Source organism: Agromyces sp. CCNWLW213 (genome assembly GCF_037199545.1).
Lineage (GTDB): Bacteria > Actinomycetota > Actinomycetes > Actinomycetales > Microbacteriaceae > Agromyces.
Genome location: NZ_JBBBDX010000002.1, coordinates 562,048 through 580,860, shown reverse-complemented (window position 1 = coordinate 580,860; position 18,813 = coordinate 562,048). Strand labels below are relative to the sequence as shown.

Genomic DNA, 18,813 nt, shown 5'->3' with positions numbered 1-18,813 from the left:
GGAGGGGGCGTGCCGAGGTCACGCGCAGGACCGCGCCGCCGACCCGCGTTCTGGGGCTGACGCTGCCCCCGTCGTCAGCGTAGGTTCGGGGCGACCCGAGCGTCGCAGAGCCACAAGGATGGGGCCGGCTGTGAACGCACGACGGGGTGCTTACGAAACGCTCGTCCGAGCAGCTGCCGGAATCGCGGCAGTCGTCTCGCTCATCTTCGGTGCTGCGGCTCCGGCCCTGGCGGAGGTGCCGAGTCCGCCGCCGCCCGAGCCTGTCGCCGGGTGTGACTGGTACGGCGAGCTCACCGAGTCCGTCGCCATGGAGTACGTGAACGAGCCGCAGCAGTCGACGCAGGAGCGACTGATCGAGAAGGTCTTCAGCTCGCAGGACGCCGAGGGCGAGGGGTGCGCCGCGTTCTACTCGGAGACCTACTATGACGACTTCCTCGACGAGGGGACGGACTGGTGCGATCCGTCGCCCGTGGGCGGCGACGAATACCTCGCACCCACGTCGTACCGCGTCACGCTCGAGGGGGAGACCTCCGGAACGGGTGGGCTGACGGCGGTCATCGACGACAACGCGGGGTCCCCTGAGATTCGTGTCCACGGCACGGGTGCCGCCTACGAGGTCGCGAGCACCACCGTGGGCATCTGGCCGTGCGGCCACACCGAGACGGGCACGACGACGGTCGCCACTGCCGCGGTGAACTCCGAAGTGGGTTTCACGGATGACTGCAGTGCCGAGACCGCGGTACCGAACCTCTCCGTGCAGGTGGTTCTCGGCACCTGCACGGTCACGACCGTGGCCGACCATGGGCCCGGAGCGGCCACCACCGAGACCATCACGTGGACATGGCGTTTCGCGCGTGAGGTCTGCGACGTGTCGGTCGACACCGACGGCGGGGGCGTCGGCGACTGCGCCGAGTTCGAGCAGCAGACCGATCCGAGCGATCCGGCCGACGACACGCCTCTCGCGGATTCAGACGGCGATGGCGTCAAGGACGGCTCGGATCAATGCCCCGGGACGCCGGCAGGCGAGCCGGTGGATGCGAACGGTTGTCCGATCGACCTCGACAGTGACGGCGACGGCATTCCTGATGAGTCGGACCAGTGCGCCGACACGCCCTCCGGTGTGCCCGTCGATGTCTTCGGGTGCACACTCGATTCCGATGGGGATGGCGTCCACGACGGTCTGGACCAGTGCGCGGCGACCCCGGCCGGAGCTCCGGTGGATACCGACGGCTGTGCACTGGATGAGGATGGCGACGGCGTTCACGACGGGATCGACCAGTGCACGGGAACACCAGCCGGCTTCCCCGTCGACGCTGACGGATGCGCGCTCGATTCCGACGGCGATGGCGTCTACGACGGGACGGATGTCTGCCCCGACACGCCCCTCGGAACGCCCGTCAATGCCGTCGGGTGCGAGGAGGGCTCGAACGACTGCGTCGGCCCGAACGAGGCCCGCGGCTACACCGTCGCGCACTATGACGCGGACCTGACGATCCGCCGACTTCCCGACCCCGACTTCTTCGACTGGGAGGTGAGTGCGTCCTGGTGTGTGGTGGACGACCGGGTCCGGTTCGCGAGTGCTTCCAGCTACGGCGCAGTGACGCTCAACACGGCCATCGCCACCGCGCTGGACCTCGTCGGCGTCACGTTGCGATACGACACTGAGGATGAGGGGTCGTTCGTCACCCCACTCGGAGGGACGACGACCGGGTCGGTCGAGGCCTCCGCTGACTTCGAGGTCTGCGTCAGACCTCTCGATCTCCTGGTTGCCGGAGGCGCTGCCCGGAAGCTCGGTGAGAGCCTCTCGGACAACACGGCGACCATCCTCGGGAGCCTGCCGAAGAACGGCGATGTGGCGCCAACGGCAACCCAACTTGCGGGACGCGTGGACGATGCCCTCGGCGGCTCGACCGACGAGATCGTCGAGGCGGTGGTCCGAGAGGCCGACCCGAAGAGTCTGGACCGAACGACGGACCGAGCGGTCGCCTCGGACCTCTGGGAGAGAGTCTCCGGCCTCGTCGATTCCGAAGTGAGGGATCCATCGCTGCTCTTCGACGTGGCGGAGGCGAGACGCAACCTCACCGAGTCTGCCGACGAGAAGCTGGAGCGCTTCTTGGCCGTGTACTCGGATGGGGAGCAGATCACGATCCCGAAGGGAGAACGGAAGGCCGCCAGCGAGTACTGGAACCAGCTCGTTCTCGAGCTCAGCGGCCAGTCGGCGCAGTACCTACTCGACCGGATCGCAGAGCTGACGTGGTGCGGCACCGTGTGGCATCCCGAATTGACGATCTACATCCCCCAGTCAGGTGAGTCATTCGTCGATGACGGCCAGATTGACGGATCGCTCTTCGACGTGAGAGGTGGGATCTCGATCGATACTCGGCCTGAGAGCTAGGGGCGAACTCGCCCGCCCGGAGCGTCGAGGTGACAGCAACCGCCTTCGCAGGGAAGGTGCGATCACTGCGGCCCGCGCCGCCCGAACAGCCCCGCGAACACGGCATGCAGCAACGGCACCGCCGACGCCACCATCAGTGTCACGCCCCACACCGGCTCATCCACCCGCAGCAGGATGCCGCCGACGAAGAGCCCGACGAACAGCACCGCCGAGACGATCCGCTGGGCCGCGCGCTCGAGGCGCGCCATCCGCTGCTCGATTCGCGGCGAGTTCGCGACGAGGCGCCCGGATTCGATGCGGTCGACGACCGCGTCGATCCGCCCCGGCAGCCGCCACGCCGTACCGGCCACCGACAGCGCCTCGCGTCCGGCCGCCCGCACGATGCCGCCGCCCTCGTCACGGAGCAGTTTCGCGGCGTAGGGCTCGACGGCGTCCCACAGGTTGAACTCGGGGTCGAGCGAGCTGCACAGGCCCGAGGTCAGCGACATCGAGCGGATGACGAGGAGGAAGTTCTCGGGCAGCTGGAACGGCAGCGAGCGGACCACCTCGCCGAACTCGATCGCGAAGCGGCGCAGCTCCCGCTCGTCGACCTGCTGCAGCTCGTAGAAGCCCATCCCGCCGAAGCGGGCGAACAGTGCGGTCATCGCCCGTTCGAGCTCGGCGGTCTCGGCGGTGGGCAGCAGGAAGCCGACGTCCTGGATGGCCTGGACCATGCGCCTGCCGTCGCGCGCCGCGACGGCGAGCAGCAGTTGCTGCAGGCCGCGACGCAGCGAGTCGGGCACCTCGCCCATCATGCCGAAGTCGATGAAGGTGAGCTGCCACGCCGGCGCCGCGGCATCCGCCGCCCCTCGGATCGAAGCGGATGTCGCAGGGGAGACCGGCGTGACGAAGATGTTGCCCGGGTGCGGGTCGGCGTGGAAGAAGCCGTCGCGGAAGAGCTGGTCGAACATGACGGCCGCGAACTGCGTCGCGACCGCCTTCGGGTCGATGCCCGCTGCCACCAAGGCGTCGCGGTCGTTGATCTTGATCGCGGTCACGTCGGCGAGCGTGAGCACTCGGCGCGTCGAGCGCTCCCAGACGACCTCGGGCGCGGCGACGCGAGCGTCGCCGGCGAAGTTCGCGGCGAACCGCTCGGCGTACTGCGCTTCCTGCAGGTAGTCGATCTCCTGGCGGCTCGTCGCGGCGAACTCCTCGACGAGCGAGGGCAGGTCGACGCGGCTCGCGACGAACCGCACGCGGCTGAGCCATCCGGCGACCCGGCGCAGCGCCGCGAGGTCGACGTCGACGATCACCTCGATGCCCGGCCGCTGCACCTTGACGACGGCCTCGTCGTACCCCATGTCGCCGGCGTCGATGGCTGCGAGCCGGGCGCGGTGCGCTTGACCGAGGGATGCCGCGGCGAGCGGCGTCGGGTCGAACTCGGCGTACGCACGCTCGAGCGGCACGCCCAGCTCGGCCTCGGCGAGGCGCCGGATGGCGTCGAACGGCACGGGCGGCACCTCGTCCTGCAGCCCCGCGAGTTCACGCGTGATCTCGGGCGGCAGCACGTCGAGCCGCGACGACATGTACTGGCCGACCTTGATCATGAGTCCGCCGAGGTCGACCGCGAGCACGTGGAAGCGCTGGGCGATGCGCGTCATCCGCGCCGCGCGCCCGCGCGCCACGAACCTGCCCAGCCCGAAGCGGGGCAGCACGAGCTCGTACCACCACGTCTGGATGATGTACCGCGCGGCGAACCGCAGGATCCGGCGGTAACGCGCGCGCGTGTTCCCCACATCGGGCATCCTGCCTTCCGGATGCCGACGTGTCGAGGGCACTCAGTCAGTCCTGCGCGAGGATCGAGTAGAGACGACGACGCGCCTCGTCGAGGATGTCCACCGCCTGCTTGACCTGCTCGGGCGTGCCGCTGCGTCCGACCTGCGCCGCTGCTTGGGCGAGGTCCATACCCGACTTGGCGAGCGGACCGGCGTTGCCGAAGTCGCGGCGGCCGCTGCCGGCGCTGCCGCTGCTGCTCGCTCCGGTGGGCCACGGCGCGCGGTCCGCGGATGCTGCGGCCTCGGCCCGTCCCATCTCGGTGAGGGTGTACGTCTTCCGCCCACCCTCCTCCTCGGCGGTGATGAGGCCCTCGTCGGCGAGGAGCTGGAGCGTCGGGTACACCGAGCCCGCGCTCGGCTTCCATAGGCCGCCGCTGCGCTCGGAGATCTCGCTGATGACCTGGTAGCCGTGCATCGGCTTCTCGGCGAGCAGCGCGAGCACCGCCGCGCGGACGTCGCCCTTGCCCATGCGCGGCGCGACCTTCTGCTCGAACATGCCGCGCAGCTGGTCCATGGCCTCCCACAGTCCCTGACCGGGGCCGCCCTTGCCCCAATTGCTCGAACCGCTGCCGAAGCCGCTGCTGAATGGATCGCTCATGATGACCTCCCTGAACCGGGGCCCTGATCGGGTCTCGACGATATGTCAACGATATATCGCTGACGCTCGCTGATGGTCGTGAATCCGCTGAGAGGAACCCATGCACGAGAATCGAGACCACCATGACGAGCACCCGCCCAGGTGCCGGGTGCGCCGCACGGCTTCGAAGCGGTCGCGCGCGACGCCGCCGTGACGCAGGCACTCCACGCCCGGGCGCGTGCGTGGCTGGGGGAGCGGCTCGCGGCATCCGCCGACGGCTGAGCGCGCCGAGATCGAACTGCACGATGAGCGCGGTCGGGTCCGATGGGAGCCGGCCGGCTCGAGCGTTCGGGACGCCCGCAACCGCTGGACGCGGCATCCGATCGAACTGACAATGACCGAATGCCCGAAGAGGTCCTCGTGTCCAAGATCGCGAATGCGTTCATCGACGACGTGCAGCCGCACCACACCATGCCGATGGTCTCGCTGTTCCGCGCAGCCTGGGGCGGATTGTGGGTCGGCGGCCGGGTCACGCTCACCACGGAGACGGTGGGCTTCTCACCGAACGGGCTGAACCGCATCGCGCAGTCCGGGACCCTCGAGCTCCGCGTGCCGCTCTCGGACGTCGTCGACGTCGAGGTCCGCCCGGGATTCTTCACCGACATCGTCGCCATCACGACACCGGAGTCGGTCCTGAAGGTCCGGTGTTATTTCGCGACGAAGTTCGCGAAGGCGATCTTGGCTGCTCGTGACCGATTCGAGAAGTGACCGGGATGCCGCGGCGAGCGGCGCCGCCGATGAGGTGCGTCGATCGCGCCTTCGGGGCGGCTAGTTGGCGTCGTCCATTCCGGTGGCGTGCACGGATGCCCCGTGGCATCCGGCCTGCTTCCAGTCGTAGTCCTCGCCGAGCGGTTGGTCGGGGGCGCCCCACATGGCCTCTTCCCATTCGGGATTCCGGGCATCGTTGAAGGCGTCGAGCTCGTCGATCACGGCGAACGTGTCGCCGTTCTCCCAGGTCTGCCACATTGCGACGTAGGCAGCCTTGAACCCCTTCTCGGCCATGCACACGGCGTCGAGGTGGTTCTGCATCAGGATCGTCTCGACATCGACGTCACCCCATTCCTCGAAGACCTCCGCTGGCGGCCTCGGGATTAGGGCGGGGTCGGAGGTCTCGTCGTACACGGTGTACCCGAGGATGGTGGCGATGCCTCCGGGGGCTGGCTCGACCGCACCTTCGATCGGACCGGATGCCGGTGCCGGCGACGCACTCGGGTCCGGATCGGTCGTCGCGGGCGTCGGGGCCGTCGCCGCGTCGGGCGCGGCTGGCGACGCGTCCGGAAGGGCCGTCGACGCCGCCGTCTGCTGTTCGTATCCGTTGATCTCGGAGACGGCTGCCGCGGTGAGCGCCCCGCCGGTTCCGAGGACGATGGCGGCCCCGACGGCGCCGACCAGGAGTGCGACGATGTGGCGCGGCGTCCATCGTTCCTGTCGCTGTTGTTCGCGGCGTCGTTCGTCGTCGAGCAGGTGCTGCAGGTTCATCGGATTTCCTCTCCGGCGGGTAGGGATGCCGCGGACGCGGCCGGGAATCGGCGCGCCGGGGTGGACCATTGGGCGGTGGCGGCGAGGCAGAGGATCGCGACGCCGGTGCCGATGGCGTAGGCGGCCGATTCGAGCCACGTCACTCCGTTGATCACGAGGAGCGCGGTCGCGCTGAGGTGGTACAGCGCCTCGATGCTCTGCGCGAAGATCAGCACCCCGGTGACGGCGAGCATCGCCGCACCCCAGTGCCGTGTGCGTCGGTGTCCGAGCAGCGCGGTGGCGATGAGCGCGACCGTGCCGAGGGCGATGGTGAGCGCTGCCGAGTTCGGGATGTAGCCGATGTCGTCGATCACCCGTGCACGCACCTGGCGGGCCGCGATGAACGTGCCGACGGCGACCTGCACGATGCCGATGACGGCGACGGCGGCGAGGAGCAGCCCGTCGACGCGCGGCGGGCTCCACCGGATGCCCTCCCGGCCGGTGAGCTGCGCGTGCCGCCAGCCGAGGTCGGCCGGGATGCCGCGCAGCATGCGCCCTCGGAGCGCTCGGGCGGTGGCGCGCCGGCCGATGCCGGCCTCGGTCGCCCACACCGTGTGCTCGTGCAGGTCGGAGAGGATCTCCTCCTGCCGGCGGCCTGCGACGAGCGGATCGAGCCCGCCCGTGTATCGCAGCGACCAGCGCAACGTCGCGCGGGCGGCGCGCTCCACCGCTCGGTCGTCCCGGCCGGTCATGCGAGCGCCTCGCCGGTCACGGTGCCGCGCTGCTCGCTACGGACGGCCGCGCGAAACGCGGCCTCCCCGGCCCCGGTCACCCGGTAGAGGCGGCGGCGCGGTCGCCCTTCGGCCTCGGCCGTCTCGGGCGCTTCCCACTCCGATTCGAGCAGCCCCGCGACCTCCATACGGTTCAGCGCGCGGTACAGGGCGCCCTGCGAGACCAACGCGGAGCCGTCTCGTTCGGCGAGCGTGCGAGCGAGCGCGAAACCGAAGAACGATCCCTCGCGCGGCTGGATGGTGAGGCCCGCATCAAGGATCGCGAGCTCGATCGGGAGGAGCACTCCCGGGCGTCGGCGTGGCATGGATGCGACTATACGCACCTATGTGCGTATTAGTCCAGACGTTTGACCGCAGGGAATGGGCTGATCGCCGCCCGGGACTTTCTTGGGCGACGCGAATGCCCTAGAGTGTTTGCGTATCCGCAAACAGAATGGAGGTTGCTCATGGCTCCTGCCGGCACCCTCCTCCGCGCTGCGCGCAAGACCGCGGGCCTGTCGCAGGCAGATCTCGTGCGCCGTTCCGGCATCGACAAGTCGACTGTGTCGCTGATCGAAGCCGGGCTCCGCAACCCCTCGATCGAGAAGCTCGACCACCTGCTGCGAGCAACGGGGCGCCGGGTCGGCGTCTATCCGACCTCCCGCAGCGGCTCGATCGAGGCGGGCGACGCCATCGCCGACTGGCTCGCCGACGGCGACCCCGAGGCTGCGCTCCGCACCTTCCTGCGCTACAGCGACAACCTCGCCGCGACCGACGGGGTCGATCGCGTCGTCCTGGCCGCGGCCGAGCCGCCGCCCACGGGCTCGCCGGTCTGGGATGCCGCGCTCGCCGCAGTCACCGAGTACTGGCTCGACCGCGACGCGCTGCCGAAGCCTGCATGGGTCGACGATCCCGCGCGCACCCTCCCGGAGGAGACGGCGCTCACCGTGAACCGCTGGACCTCGACGCGTGCCATCCGCGACGTGCCGCCCGCATTCCGCCGCCGCCGGATCCTCGTCGACGAGGCGACCCTGCAGAGCGCATGACCGACCTCACGCGCGACGACATGATCGACGGGCTCCGCGATCTCGTCCGCGAACTGCACGCGAGGGGCGAGCGGGGCGGCGTGAGCATCGTCGGCGGAGCGGCCATGCTGCTCCGCTACTACGGTGAGCGCCGCGTCACGCCCGACATCGACGCCAAGCTCCATCCGGCGGGTCCGGCCCTCGAGATCGCGGCAGAGATCGCGCGACGGCGCGGATGGGACGACGACTGGTTGAACGCGAAGGCGGCCACCTTCATCCCGATCGCGATCGACGTCGGCTGGGAGCCGCTCTACGACGACGATGACGTGTCCGTCTGGGTCATCTCGCCCGAGGCGCTGCTGGCGATGAAGATCCGCGCCAGCCGGCCGTCGCGTGACGACGCCGACATCGCCGTGCTGCTCGCCCTCACCGGCATCCGGTCGGTCGACGAGGCTGAGGCGCTGTACGAGCGCTACTACCCGGGCGAACTGCCGAAGGATGCCGCGTACCTGATGCTCGAGGACATCTTGGCGGCCGGCCTCCCGGAGCCGCCGCCGGCCCCGCCGCGGCCCGATCTCAGCCCGGGCCCCCGTTAGCCGGCCTGATTCCGTCTCCGACTCAGCTGCACCGCTGACCGGACGGGTATGGTTGGCCCGCCCACGCCGGCCACGCGGCATCCGCTCGCCCGAGCCCGCCGAGGCAGTCAGCCCCCACTCCACCCGAAGGACCCCCGTGAGCCTCATCCGCCTGAACGACGTCAGCATGCAGTTCGACGGGCGCCCGGTGCTCCGCGAGGCGTACCTGAAGCTGCGCCGCGGCGACCGGGTCGGGCTGATCGGCAAGAACGGCACGGGCAAGACGACGTTCCTCGAGCTGGTGCTCGGGCGGCGCGAGCCGTCGGGCGGCACCGTCGACGTGACCCTCGGCACGACGATCGGGTACTTCTCGCAGTTCTCCGAGCTCGACGGCGAGCAGAGCACGTACGCGACGCTGAGCGCCCACTTCGCCGAGGTGCACGAGACGCAGGCGCGGCTCGACGAGATCGGCCACGCGCTGGCCGAGCCGATGACGGATGCCGCGATGAGCCGCCTGCTCGCCGAGCAGGGCGAGCTGTTCGAGCGGATGGACCATGTTGGCGGGTGGACGTACGAGAACACCATCGACACGGTGCTCACGAGCCTCGGCTTCGACGAGGAGCGGCGGCACCTGCCCATCGACCGGTTGTCGGGCGGATGGCGCAACCGCGCCGCGCTCGCGCTGATCCTGGTGCAGGCGCCCGACGTGCTGCTGCTCGACGAGCCGACGAACTTCCTCGACCTCGACGGGGTGCGCTGGATCGAGAACTGGCTGCAGGGGTTCGCCGGCGCGCTGCTGGTGGTGTCGCACGACCGGCAGTTCCTCGACGGGGTGGTCGACCGCATCATCGAGATCGAGAACCACCGGCTGCAAGAGTACGAGGGCAACTACTCGGCGTACGTGCACGCGAAGCAGTCGCGGCTGAAGATGCTCGAGCGTCAGTTCGCGCACGAGGAGGAGCTGCTGGCGTACGAGCAGGCGGCATCCGCTGCCCGCCGTGAGGCGGCCCGGAACCCGTCGAACGCGGTCGCGCGCCGGCTGGCCGACATCAAGAAGCGGCAGGCGCCGCGCCCGATCGACCAGATCATCACGGGCATCTACGACGGCCTGCGGGTCTCGAACGACCTGCTCACCGTGACCGGCCTGGCGAAGCGCTTCAACGGCACGCCGCTGTTCGAGGGGCTCTCGTTCGATCTGCAGCGCGGCGACCGGGTCGCGGTGCTCGGCTCGAACGGGTCGGGCAAGTCCACGCTGCTCGAGGTGCTGACCGGTGAGACCGAAGCGGATGCCGGGACCGTGCGTTGGGCGAAGGGCGTCAGGTTCGTCTCGTACAACCGGGTCTATGCCGAACTGGATCTCGACGACACCGTCGGCCACGCGGTGAACGCGTACCCGGATTCGCTGGCGTTCACGGCGACGAAGAAGAGCGTGAACCGGTTCCTGTCGATGCTGCAGTTCTCGGAGGCCGACCTGCAGCAGAAGATCGGCACCCTCTCCGGCGGCCAGCGCGCCCGCGTCGCGATCGCCCAGTGCCTGCTCTCCGGCGCGGCCGTGATCGTGCTCGACGAGCCCACCAACCACCTCGACATCACCTCGACCCAGGTGATGGAGCGGGCGCTCACGCACTTCCCCGGCGCGGTCATCGTGGTCTCGCACGACCGGTTCTTCGTCGACAAGCTCGCCGACCGGCTGCTCGTGTTCGACGGCGGGTCGCGCGTGCGGGAGACGGCGGCGACCGGGGCGCTCTAACGGACGACCCAGTGAGGGCCCGTTCCGGATGCTGCGGGCGCTGGATTTCGTCTGGATGATGTACCGCGAGCTGGACCCGGCGGCTGATGCGGCGACACGCTGATTCCGTCGCATCGGCTGGTGACGACGGACGGGCGCCAAGCTGAAGTAGCAGCCGATGCGCCGTCTGGTCGTAGCAGGCCTGGGGGTCGACCTGCTGCCGCGTCTGCGCGAGGACCGTTTGCACCTGCGGGTGCCGCTGCGTGAGAACAAGCCTTGGGAGCCCATCGCGCTCCTTGCATTGGTCACTGCGATCTCGGGATCGTGCGCTGCTAGGGCGGGGTCGCGCTGACGATGCCCGGTCACCTGGTCGAGACGTCCCTGTTCACGGATGTCGCGGACGTGATCCCGCGCCGCGAGCACCCGCTCGCCGATTGGGCCGAGCTGACCCCGCACGACCTCGCCGACGGGCAGTGGATCCCGACGTTCGACTCGACGGTCTGCCGGTGAGATTCGTCATGTCGGAGCGGTGAATCTTCCGACAGTTGTCAAGAACCATCCTCATGGTCGCGTTCCTCCGACGCGAACTCGGGAAACCAGATCTCGTCGGGCCGGAAGCGAGGACCAACACCGAAGACTCGCCAGCCAAGTCCATCACGATGAACGAGCGTGATGAAGCACCCGTCCACGGCCACGCTGGCACCCGCCAGAGAAACCTGTTTGAGGGAGCGGTCGGAGAAGACTCTTGCGTAGGCAACCTTCGGTGCCGAGTACCATGCAAGCGCCGCCACGTTGCTGCAGTCGGCAAGCAACACCCGCAACTCATCGACGCGTGTTTCGTTCCACTCGCCCTGCCAGCCCGTCGCTACCGGATCGAGTAGCGGAAGAAAGTCGGTCAGCCGAAATTCTGCTCGATCCAGCCACAACATCTCTGCGAAGAGAAGCGCCACTGTCATCGGATTGCTGGACGGGTCGATCACTCCGACTTGTCGTTGCGCCGCTTCAGGGTCTTCTTGGGCGTAATGGAACACTTCCTTACCGGTGGTCTCCGAGAGCCCGCCATCCAAGTCGCGGAACCATCTTCGTCCTCTGGCGTCAGTGAAGCCCAGCCCAACGAGCGGCTGCATGTTGTCCTCGAACGCCGCGACCCCAGTGGCGATATCCCATCTGAACTCCCGGCGAGGGGGGATCACTGGTATCGGGGTGGGTGCGGCGAGAGGCCCGATGAGGCGGGACTTCTGACCAAGGAATACGTTGACTGTGGCATCGACCACCGGTTCGTTCGATTCGTTGGCGACGTGAAGAGTCACGGATCGCTGATAAGACTGCCGATTCGGGTCCGGCTCGTACCGATCGGTTACCCATGCGGTGACAAGGCTGGCGACAGCGAAACGCTCTCTCTCCGCGGCCTGCCGCTCCTTCTCTGCAGCCTCTTCGGCCGCTCGGCGTAGTTCGCTGCGGGCCCGGCGCGCGCTGAATCCTTCAGAGACGCCGAACGTCACCGACACGAACACAGCGGCCAACGTGCCGATAGCCGCTAATGCTTCCCACATGTGGCCGTCACTCCTCGCTTGTCGCGGCGAGGGGGCCCATCTCGCTCACACCGGCCGCTTGCTCCTCAAGCATCGAGCGCACGAGGAGTAGAGAAATGACTCCGTCGACGAGCTTCGTGAGCTTGCGTACGTTGCCTGGTTGGTTCGCAAGGGGCGCGAGTCTCGTTCCGACGCCCTCACGGTCGATTCGCGTCAGCTCCTCCTCGGAGAGTCGTGCGAATCGGTCGTCGAGCACGCGATCCAGGACCTTGACGATCTGCTCGCTCGTGAGCGGTTCGAAGCCGATGAGCGCGTCGAAACGTGAATAGAGGGCATCGCCGAGCGCATCACGAATCTCTTTCTCGGAGCTGTAGTTCGATGTGCAGACAATCAACGCGGGGCCAACCTCGACGCGGTAGTTCTTGTCCTCGAAGACACCACCATCGAAGAGTTCGTAGAAGGCGCTATGAAAGACCGCGTTGGCCTTATCGAACTCATCGATAAGTATCACGCCAGACTCGCGGTCGAGGAGGTCGCGGGCGAACGATGCCTCAGAGTGATGCCCGCCGAACACGTACGACGCGAACTTGTCGCTGTGGAACATCGAGAACTGTTTCCGAAGGAGGCGCCCACCCAATAGATCATTAATGAAGCGCGCCGTCTCTGTTTTTCCAACGCCGGAAGGGCCGTAGAACATCACCACCACCGGCTTCGCGGAGCCAGGCCTTGTCAGCGGGTACACCGCCGCGAGAAGCGCATCTCGGACGTCTTCTTGGCCGACGAGATGGTCTCCAAATCCATTCTGGAAACGAATGAGCGTCTCCGGCGTTACCGCTGGATACACATGTCGCTCAACCCTGATGTTGGGAAACGCACGCTCGAGTTGTGCATGCACCTGAACCGGCGGGTTGTGTAGATACAGATGCTTCGGGCGAAGGGACCGAACGAGCCCCACAAAGTTCGTGACGACGTGTTCGTTCAAGCTCGCGTAGTCACCTGATTCGGCCACGACGCGCCCTGGTCGCGGAAGCTTTGTTTCCTCCTGCTTATCCGTGACTTCCTGTCCAGGTGTGACTACCCTGATCTCGCGGCGGGTGTCCTCGAACTCGAACACGACCTCCATCAGGCTTCGCCGCGCTTTCCGGGTCAGCCGCTGCTGGAACCAATTCAGGGGCCCGTAGTACAGGGTGATCTTGGTGTCATGCGGCATGCTCTACCCCCGCGAGGATCACGTCATAGACGTCCAGCAGATCCCCTTTCGGGTCGCCTCCGTCAACCAATCTGACAGCCGTGAAAGCTTCAGCGCGTGCATCGAGCGACATCTCGGCCTCGATGCCGAGCCCGTCCTCGGACGCCTGCCCGACCAAGACGCCATGGAAGATGAGCCGCATGCGAGTGAGGTCCGCGAGCCCATAGTTGTTCCGGAACGCCTTGATGTTGAAGCGCAGTACACGCTTAAGTCCGGCGGAATCCTCTCCAACAAGCTCGTAATAGCCCTTTGCGCCCGCGAGCGCCTCGTCAAGTCGGGCCAAATCGAGGCCTTGGTCCTCCGTCCGCGCGATAATCATGTACGGGGTGAACATCTTCATGTATGCCATCGAACTCTTTGCTGCGGTGACTCGGAGGCCGCTCAGTCGCTCGACGCGAGAATCCTCCTTAACCTGAGCGAGATAGTCCGTGAGAATCGTGTTCGACAACGTCTTGCGAAGAATGCTCTGTCCCGCACTCGAGAGGTCAATGCCCGCACCCGTCTCGGCTGTCGCTCCGAGGAAAGGAAGCCAACTAAACTTGGCCGACAATCGAGTCTCGACCTCCCCATGCATCTTCGTAGTTCGGTCCCGCACGTTCTCGCTCGTTGTGTCGGCCTTTCCGCCTGCTGAGATGTCGAGGTAGTCCGACGCGGACTCCTCGTCGAAGTAGACCACCTTGATCAACGACTTCTCCGTTGCCTGCTTGCCAGGTACCGTCATCGCATTTCCCCCACTCGACCCTCGGACGCCGTCGCCGACCGGCCACGACCACACCATCACGTGATCGTATCGGTCGATCGCGGCGGTAGATCGTGGTTCGATCCGCGACGGCCCGTCGCTCGCTCACTCGCCACCTTGCGGTTGAACCAGCCGTCTGCCGGGCGCAGATGTCGTGAAGGGGCGATACCCATGGACGGGACCGAAAGGAGGTGGGCTATGACGCAGCACGCAAACCTCCGCTCCTTTCGAAAACGGCGTTTCTAGGAGTACCAGGCCACCCGCCTCTTGGTAATTGATCTCCAGTGTGGGCATCTTTCTGTTGCGAACTCATTAGGTCCATGAACCCATGGTCTTGCCGACTGACCTACGAGCGGGGTTGGCGGCCCAGAGCAGACACTGGTCTATTCTCCGTGCCGCGCGTTGATCGGTCGCGACTGGCATCGTTCTTGCCAGCTGCAGTCGCGCGGCGTGCAACATGGATTCACGCGCGGGTGGGGGGCAATGTCGGCGAATCTCTACTACTACGGAACGCTTGAGCTGTGGTCGCTCGTGCCACCGGCTGGCGTTGCCGGGATCTTCAGCACTTTGCAGCGTCCGTGATTTGCTGCGAGATCGGGTCGGTCTAGTGCGACCGTCGAGACGGTCGTATGCTTCACCGCCAGAATCCACGGCGCGTCCAATTCCGGCCGGCAACGAGTCCACGACGCGAACACTCGTGCGCTTCAGGCAGTCGCTGGGTCTTGAGACCATGACGGCGATGCCGGCATTGGAGGGTGCACGACTTCCCGGCACCCGAACAAGCGCGACTACGGAATCAGGGAAGCGCACCGAACTCATTGCCAACCTGGCCGGCGAGGCGACCGCAAAGTCGAATCGGCGAGCGCACGGTCTCGTGGCATGGAGACTCAACCGTCGATATTGGTCGCCCCAGGGAGCACATCGATCGAGACCCCGCGAGGACCCTCTGGGCGTTTCGCGTTCGGATCCGCGAGAATCGAATTGACCGATCATCCGATCCCGCGCATCCGGCGGAGAAACGAGGGCCACGAGCAGTGGTTGATCTCAACGCTGATGCGGGCGTAACCGGAGACGCCGGCGTCGGCCTTGTCCGATACGTGGTCGGCCACCGCATCGGATGGCTCTTCCGCGAGCAACCGTCACACGACTATGGCATCGACGCACACGCCGAATCCCGGAACGACCACGGCGATCCAACCGGGCGCATCCTGGCGATGCAGATCAAGGCGGGACCCTCCTACTTCAGCCGAGAATACGAGGACGGATGGGAGCACCCCGTCAAGGCCAAGCACGCCGCATACTGGCTTAACCACGCACTGCCAGTCATCGTCATCCTCGTAAACCTCGACGAGGACCGCGCATACTGGGCGCAGGTCACCCCAGAGACGCTTATACCAACCCGAAAGAACTTCAAGCTCCGGGTACCGAGAACTAACGGCCTCGCGTGGGCCGATTCTGCCTGGCGTGACATCCTGGAGACGGCGCTCCTCGGCGCAGTGCAGCGATTCGAGGAGAACCTTGCCACCATCCCGCCATCCACGTACGCGCCGCTGCGCGAGATCGCCGAGCGCGACCCCTCCACGGCCGCGCTCATCGCCGCGACGCTCGCGTCGTATCGAGCGGAACCGGAGACCGGCATCCGCGAACTCATTGAACAACACCGTACTTGGCTCGACGCCGGAGGCTCACCTGCATGGCGTGCCATCGCGAATTTCAGCCTCGAGCACGACCATCACGAACTGTGCGCGCAATCTCTTCTCGAAGCTGCACGGACGAACTCCGATAAGGCAAGTGAGTTCACCGCGCTTGCCGCCATCCAGCTGAGCGACCTTGAGCCGGACCGCGCCGACGAACTCCTCATTCAAGCCGCCCAAACGCAGCCGGTCGACGATGTCACAATTGCCGTCGCTAGGACACTCCGGACACCGGCGATGCTAGATCCCGGCTCGCCTGCGTACGACACCGTCGCCAACCGGCTGATCAACTTCAGCACCGGGCGGGTCATCACGAGAACCCGCCTCGCAGCGCACGCCCTCTCCAACGGGCAGCTCGGTTCGGCGATCGAGTACTTCGAGGCGGCACGACAGCTATCACCAGACTCCAGCCGGTTGATGGTCGCTCTCAGCGACACTTACATCCGGAAGAGCCAGACCGGTGATGCCGGCGAGCATGACCTTCCCAGAGCCGAGCGACTAGCCACCGACGCACTCGAACAGCAACGACGGTGGCGGAACGACACCGCCGTCGCAGCGACCACGCTTATTAGAGCTCTCGGGCTCCAGACCAAGTACGGAGAGGCGCTCGATCGATCTCTCCCCGAGCCAGACGGACGAGCCACCCCTGACGAGGCCGCCAATGCCGCATTCGCGCGCGCGGCCGTGGTTACAGCCGAGCGGGCGCGCCGCCCGGACCTCATCCCGGGAATAATCGAGCGGATTCGCGACCCGCGTGAGCGCGAGCTCGCCCGGCGCTTGTCACACGACGGTACGGCCACCGACGAGGAGCAGATTGCGCTCCGGCTCGACCTTCTCGACTCAGGGCTCGACGATACCGAGACCATAGTCACAACGGTGCTCGAGTTGGCGGGACTCGGCGTCGACGGTTCGGACCGCATCACGGCCGCTGCCGAACACGAACTGATTCCCGAGCACCTGCCCGAATTGGTGCGTGCCATAGCGCTCGCGCAACATGCTCCCGCCGACGCCATCCCCACGCTCCGGCGGCTCGCAAATCACGAGCGCATCGCCGCGGAGGCGCTGGTGGATACACTTCGCCGCGCGGGACAACTAGACGAAGCAATCATTGCCAGCCAACGTGGATTCGCCACGTACCGCATGGGCAGTTTCATCGAGTCCGAGGTGCGACTCCTCCGCGCCAGCGATCGGACCGACGAGGCCGACCAGCGCCTCAACACCGCCGTGGCACGGCATGAACTTTCCGGCCAGACCCGGGAACAAGCGCTCCTCATTCTCGCCGAACGCGCATCACAAGATGGCGACTGGAACCGCGCAGCAGAGCTCATGCACATGGTCGTCAACGAATCACCGGGAGGCCGTCCAACGAACCACAACCTCTGGAACCTCATCCTCTGTGAACTGCGGTCTGGCAGGCCTGACTACGCACGAAACGTCCTCAAGACGCACAACCCTTCGCCAAGGAACCCGCAGGAGATCGGCTTGTGGCTTGAAGTCCACAACGCGACCGGTTGGACTCCCGAAGCAGCCCACCGCGCGATGACCCTGGCCGTGGAAACCGACGATCCAGACCTCGCCACGGCCCTCATCGGCAGCGTCATCCACAACACCAAAGGCGTCGCGCAGACGAACAACGACGACGACGACGAGCTCGGGCTAGCCGACGCCCGCCCTGAAGTTCCCGGCGAAATCCACGCCCGAGCATTCCAACTACTTGACGAGCTCATCGAACGTCACGGCGCCGACGCGATCGCCATCAAACGGATCGACATCATTGAAACCAACTTCATCGACCAGCTCCGCGACCTCGCAGAATCCTCCAGCACAACCACCGAGACGCTGGATGCAATTCATTCCGCAACTGTCCCGCTCGGGATGCTCTCCCTGCTCCGCAAGACCCCCTACGGTCTCACCAACGTTCGCCACGACAGCGGCATCCGCGTTGTCTCGACAGCGGACCCGGACCTGCACGAGGTGGAAACCACAGCCGCCGGGCACGCGCTCGGATCAACAGTGGTCGTCGACCTGTCTGCAATCTGCCTCGCCCTAGAACTCGAGAGCTACCCCACTGCACGCGACGCGTTCCTCGACGTGCTCATCGTCCGCAGCAGTCGAGCCGACGCCATCAGATCGAGCGTCGAAGCGCGGACCAGCAGCGCGTCCGTCGGCTACATGTCAACCAGCGCCACGGGGTTGGAGGTGCGCGAAGCCGAGCCCGCCGAACACGTACGAGTCATCCAGCTCACAAACCAACTGGAAGGCGCCGTGCACCAACTCACCGAAGTCGCCAGCCCTACTAACTTCACCGCTCTCGCCGCCGTCATCGACCACATGAGCCCCGAACCATGGCTTGACAACATCGAGTACGCCGCCCAACACGGGCTCCCATTCTGGTCGGACGACCTCGCCCAACGGAACGTGGCACGAGCCGTCGGCGTCGACGCGTTCGGCACCGTGAACATCCTCGAAGCCAGCCGACTGGCCAGCCTTCCCGACAACGCGTCCGAAGTCGACATTACGCAGTTCATCGACGTCCAAGTTGACCTGCTAACCCGACTCGTCCATCTTCGCGCTGCCGACCAGCCCGTCACGCCAACTCAATTGGCCGAGATCATTCGAGACGACGATGGACAACCACTCGGCGCAGAATCCGTCCTTGCGAGGCCAGCATGGTGGCTCCAACAAGGCACAATCGCTGCCTGGGAACCCATCCGCGATCTTCTCAGCGAACTCGATTCCGATGCCAAGACCCTGTTCCTCCGCCGCGCGATGGACGGAGTCGCGTCCATCCAGCAATCCGACGCCACTCATACTGCTCGGCTGCTCGCACTCCTGGCGGTCACCGGCCTCAACCGTTACCCCACTCCAGAGGACGGGGCGCTCGCCCTCCGAATCGCGGAAGCCGCAGCGACGAGAAGAAATCTGGAATCACCACGGACTCTCTTCGCAGAAGCCGTCGCCCACACCGCGCGGGAAGTGAACATCGATAACGCCGCCGAATTCATCCAGCAGGTGTTGCGGATACTCGACGACAAACCCTAGTGGCCCCTGGCGAGTGACACGGGACCTTCTCGATGGGAAAGCGGTAGGTTCAGGTGCGACCGTCCGCGAGGCGCAGAAAAGCGGATATCGCCCCCTGTGACAAGATCCGGGGGGGGGGGGGGGGGGGGGGGGGCTAACCCCTGTGTCTTGGTAG

Annotated in this window: 15 protein-coding genes; 7 read left to right on the top strand and 8 right to left on the bottom strand. The window is 66.5% G+C overall.

The genetic code is table 11. The features are described from left to right. Positions 1 to 130 precede the first annotated feature (130 nt). The gene (locus tag WBQ80_RS06950) at positions 131 to 2,395 is read left to right on the top strand and encodes a thrombospondin type 3 repeat-containing protein (protein WP_336570495.1); all 2,265 of its coding nucleotides are present in this window, start codon (positions 131 to 133) and stop codon (positions 2,393 to 2,395) included. Between the two features lie 62 nt (positions 2,396 to 2,457). Here the strand turns inward: WBQ80_RS06950 and WBQ80_RS06945 are convergent, their stop codons facing one another. Then, entirely contained in the window at positions 2,458 to 4,179 is a 1,722-nt protein-coding gene (locus tag WBQ80_RS06945) for an ABC1 kinase family protein (protein WP_336570494.1), read from the bottom strand. Positions 4,180 to 4,216: 37 nt separating this feature from the next. Then, entirely contained in the window at positions 4,217 to 4,807 is a 591-nt protein-coding gene (locus tag WBQ80_RS06940) for a PadR family transcriptional regulator (RefSeq protein WP_336570493.1), read from the bottom strand. Between the two features lie 381 nt (positions 4,808 to 5,188). Between WBQ80_RS06940 and WBQ80_RS06935 the strand changes: the two genes are divergently transcribed. Beyond that, on the top strand, positions 5,189 to 5,554 hold the full coding sequence (locus tag WBQ80_RS06935; protein WP_336570491.1) for a hypothetical protein: 366 nt from the start codon (positions 5,189 to 5,191) through the stop codon (positions 5,552 to 5,554). Positions 5,555 to 5,614: 60 nt separating this feature from the next. Here WBQ80_RS06935 and WBQ80_RS06930 read toward each other — a convergent pair whose 3' ends face one another. The 3 genes from WBQ80_RS06930 to WBQ80_RS06920 are packed head-to-tail and all read right to left on the bottom strand — an operon-like array spanning position 5,615 to position 7,379. Then, the gene (locus tag WBQ80_RS06930) at positions 5,615 to 6,325 is read right to left on the bottom strand and encodes a hypothetical protein (protein WP_336570490.1); all 711 of its coding nucleotides are present in this window, start codon (positions 6,323 to 6,325) and stop codon (positions 5,615 to 5,617) included. After that, complete coding sequence (locus WBQ80_RS06925; protein ID WP_336570489.1) at positions 6,322 to 7,056, bottom strand: hypothetical protein; 735 nt, start codon at positions 7,054 to 7,056, stop codon at positions 6,322 to 6,324. Before WBQ80_RS06925 ends, WBQ80_RS06930 begins: the two co-directional genes overlap by 4 nt. Continuing rightward, positions 7,053 to 7,379 carry a PadR family transcriptional regulator gene (locus WBQ80_RS06920; protein WP_336570488.1) on the bottom strand — a complete coding sequence of 109 codons (327 nt, stop codon included), beginning with the start codon at positions 7,377 to 7,379 and terminating at the stop codon, positions 7,053 to 7,055. The genes WBQ80_RS06925 and WBQ80_RS06920 overlap by 4 nt, the downstream gene beginning before the upstream one ends. Before the next feature lie 162 nt (positions 7,380 to 7,541). Here WBQ80_RS06920 and WBQ80_RS06915 point away from each other — a divergent pair, with 162 nt between their 5' ends. The 4 genes from WBQ80_RS06915 (at position 7,542) to WBQ80_RS06900 (ending at position 10,913) form a co-directional block, all read left to right on the top strand. Beyond that, positions 7,542 to 8,120, top strand: a complete 579-nt coding sequence (locus WBQ80_RS06915; RefSeq protein WP_336570487.1) for a helix-turn-helix domain-containing protein — start codon at positions 7,542 to 7,544, stop codon at positions 8,118 to 8,120. Further along, positions 8,117 to 8,695 (top strand): hypothetical protein, encoded by a 579-nt coding sequence (locus WBQ80_RS06910; RefSeq protein WP_336570486.1) that lies wholly within the window; start codon positions 8,117 to 8,119, stop codon positions 8,693 to 8,695. Before WBQ80_RS06915 ends, WBQ80_RS06910 begins: the two co-directional genes overlap by 4 nt. Positions 8,696 to 8,831: 136 nt before the next feature. Beyond that, positions 8,832 to 10,424 (top strand): ABC-F family ATP-binding cassette domain-containing protein, encoded by a 1,593-nt coding sequence (locus WBQ80_RS06905; RefSeq protein ID WP_336570485.1) that lies wholly within the window; start codon positions 8,832 to 8,834, stop codon positions 10,422 to 10,424. A gap of 333 nt (positions 10,425 to 10,757) precedes the next feature. Next, complete coding sequence (locus WBQ80_RS06900; protein WP_336570484.1) at positions 10,758 to 10,913, top strand: hypothetical protein; 156 nt, start codon at positions 10,758 to 10,760, stop codon at positions 10,911 to 10,913. A gap of 38 nt (positions 10,914 to 10,951) precedes the next feature. Here WBQ80_RS06900 and WBQ80_RS06895 read toward each other — a convergent pair whose 3' ends face one another. From WBQ80_RS06895 to WBQ80_RS06885, 3 genes are read right to left on the bottom strand one after another with little or no spacing between them, the layout of a single operon-like run. Then, positions 10,952 to 11,956: a hypothetical protein gene (locus tag WBQ80_RS06895; protein WP_336570483.1), complete on the bottom strand. Its 1,005-nt coding sequence runs from the start codon at positions 11,954 to 11,956 to the stop codon at positions 10,952 to 10,954. A gap of 7 nt (positions 11,957 to 11,963) precedes the next feature. Next, on the bottom strand, positions 11,964 to 13,145 hold the full coding sequence (locus WBQ80_RS06890; protein ID WP_336570482.1) for an AAA family ATPase: 1,182 nt from the start codon (positions 13,143 to 13,145) through the stop codon (positions 11,964 to 11,966). Beyond that, the gene (locus WBQ80_RS06885) at positions 13,135 to 13,962 is read right to left on the bottom strand and encodes a DUF6414 family protein (RefSeq protein ID WP_336570481.1); all 828 of its coding nucleotides are present in this window, start codon (positions 13,960 to 13,962) and stop codon (positions 13,135 to 13,137) included. Before WBQ80_RS06885 ends, WBQ80_RS06890 begins: the two co-directional genes overlap by 11 nt. A 995-nt stretch (positions 13,963 to 14,957) precedes the next feature. Between WBQ80_RS06885 and WBQ80_RS06880 the strand changes: the two genes are divergently transcribed. Beyond that, positions 14,958 to 18,659 carry a DUF4365 domain-containing protein gene (locus tag WBQ80_RS06880; protein WP_336570480.1) on the top strand — a complete coding sequence of 1,234 codons (3,702 nt, stop codon included), beginning with the start codon at positions 14,958 to 14,960 and terminating at the stop codon, positions 18,657 to 18,659. Positions 18,660 to 18,813: the final 154 nt, after the last annotated feature.

Coding starts and splice junctions, on each gene's coding strand:
- WBQ80_RS06900 (WP_336570484.1), top strand. CDS start 10,758: ATGCCCGGTCACCTGGTCGAGACGTCCCTGTTCACGGATGTCGCGGAC.
- WBQ80_RS06885 (WP_336570481.1), bottom strand. CDS start 13,962: ATGGTGTGGTCGTGGCCGGTCGGCGACGGCGTCCGAGGGTCGAGTGGG.
- WBQ80_RS06945 (WP_336570494.1), bottom strand. CDS start 4,179: ATGCCCGATGTGGGGAACACGCGCGCGCGTTACCGCCGGATCCTGCGG.
- WBQ80_RS06895 (WP_336570483.1), bottom strand. CDS start 11,956: ATGTGGGAAGCATTAGCGGCTATCGGCACGTTGGCCGCTGTGTTCGTG.
- WBQ80_RS06915 (WP_336570487.1), top strand. CDS start 7,542: ATGGCTCCTGCCGGCACCCTCCTCCGCGCTGCGCGCAAGACCGCGGGC.
- WBQ80_RS06925 (WP_336570489.1), bottom strand. CDS start 7,056: ATGACCGGCCGGGACGACCGAGCGGTGGAGCGCGCCGCCCGCGCGACG.
- WBQ80_RS06935 (WP_336570491.1), top strand. CDS start 5,189: ATGCCCGAAGAGGTCCTCGTGTCCAAGATCGCGAATGCGTTCATCGAC.
- WBQ80_RS06910 (WP_336570486.1), top strand. CDS start 8,117: ATGACCGACCTCACGCGCGACGACATGATCGACGGGCTCCGCGATCTC.
- WBQ80_RS06890 (WP_336570482.1), bottom strand. CDS start 13,145: ATGCCGCATGACACCAAGATCACCCTGTACTACGGGCCCCTGAATTGG.
- WBQ80_RS06930 (WP_336570490.1), bottom strand. CDS start 6,325: ATGAACCTGCAGCACCTGCTCGACGACGAACGACGCCGCGAACAACAG.
- WBQ80_RS06940 (WP_336570493.1), bottom strand. CDS start 4,807: ATGAGCGATCCATTCAGCAGCGGCTTCGGCAGCGGTTCGAGCAATTGG.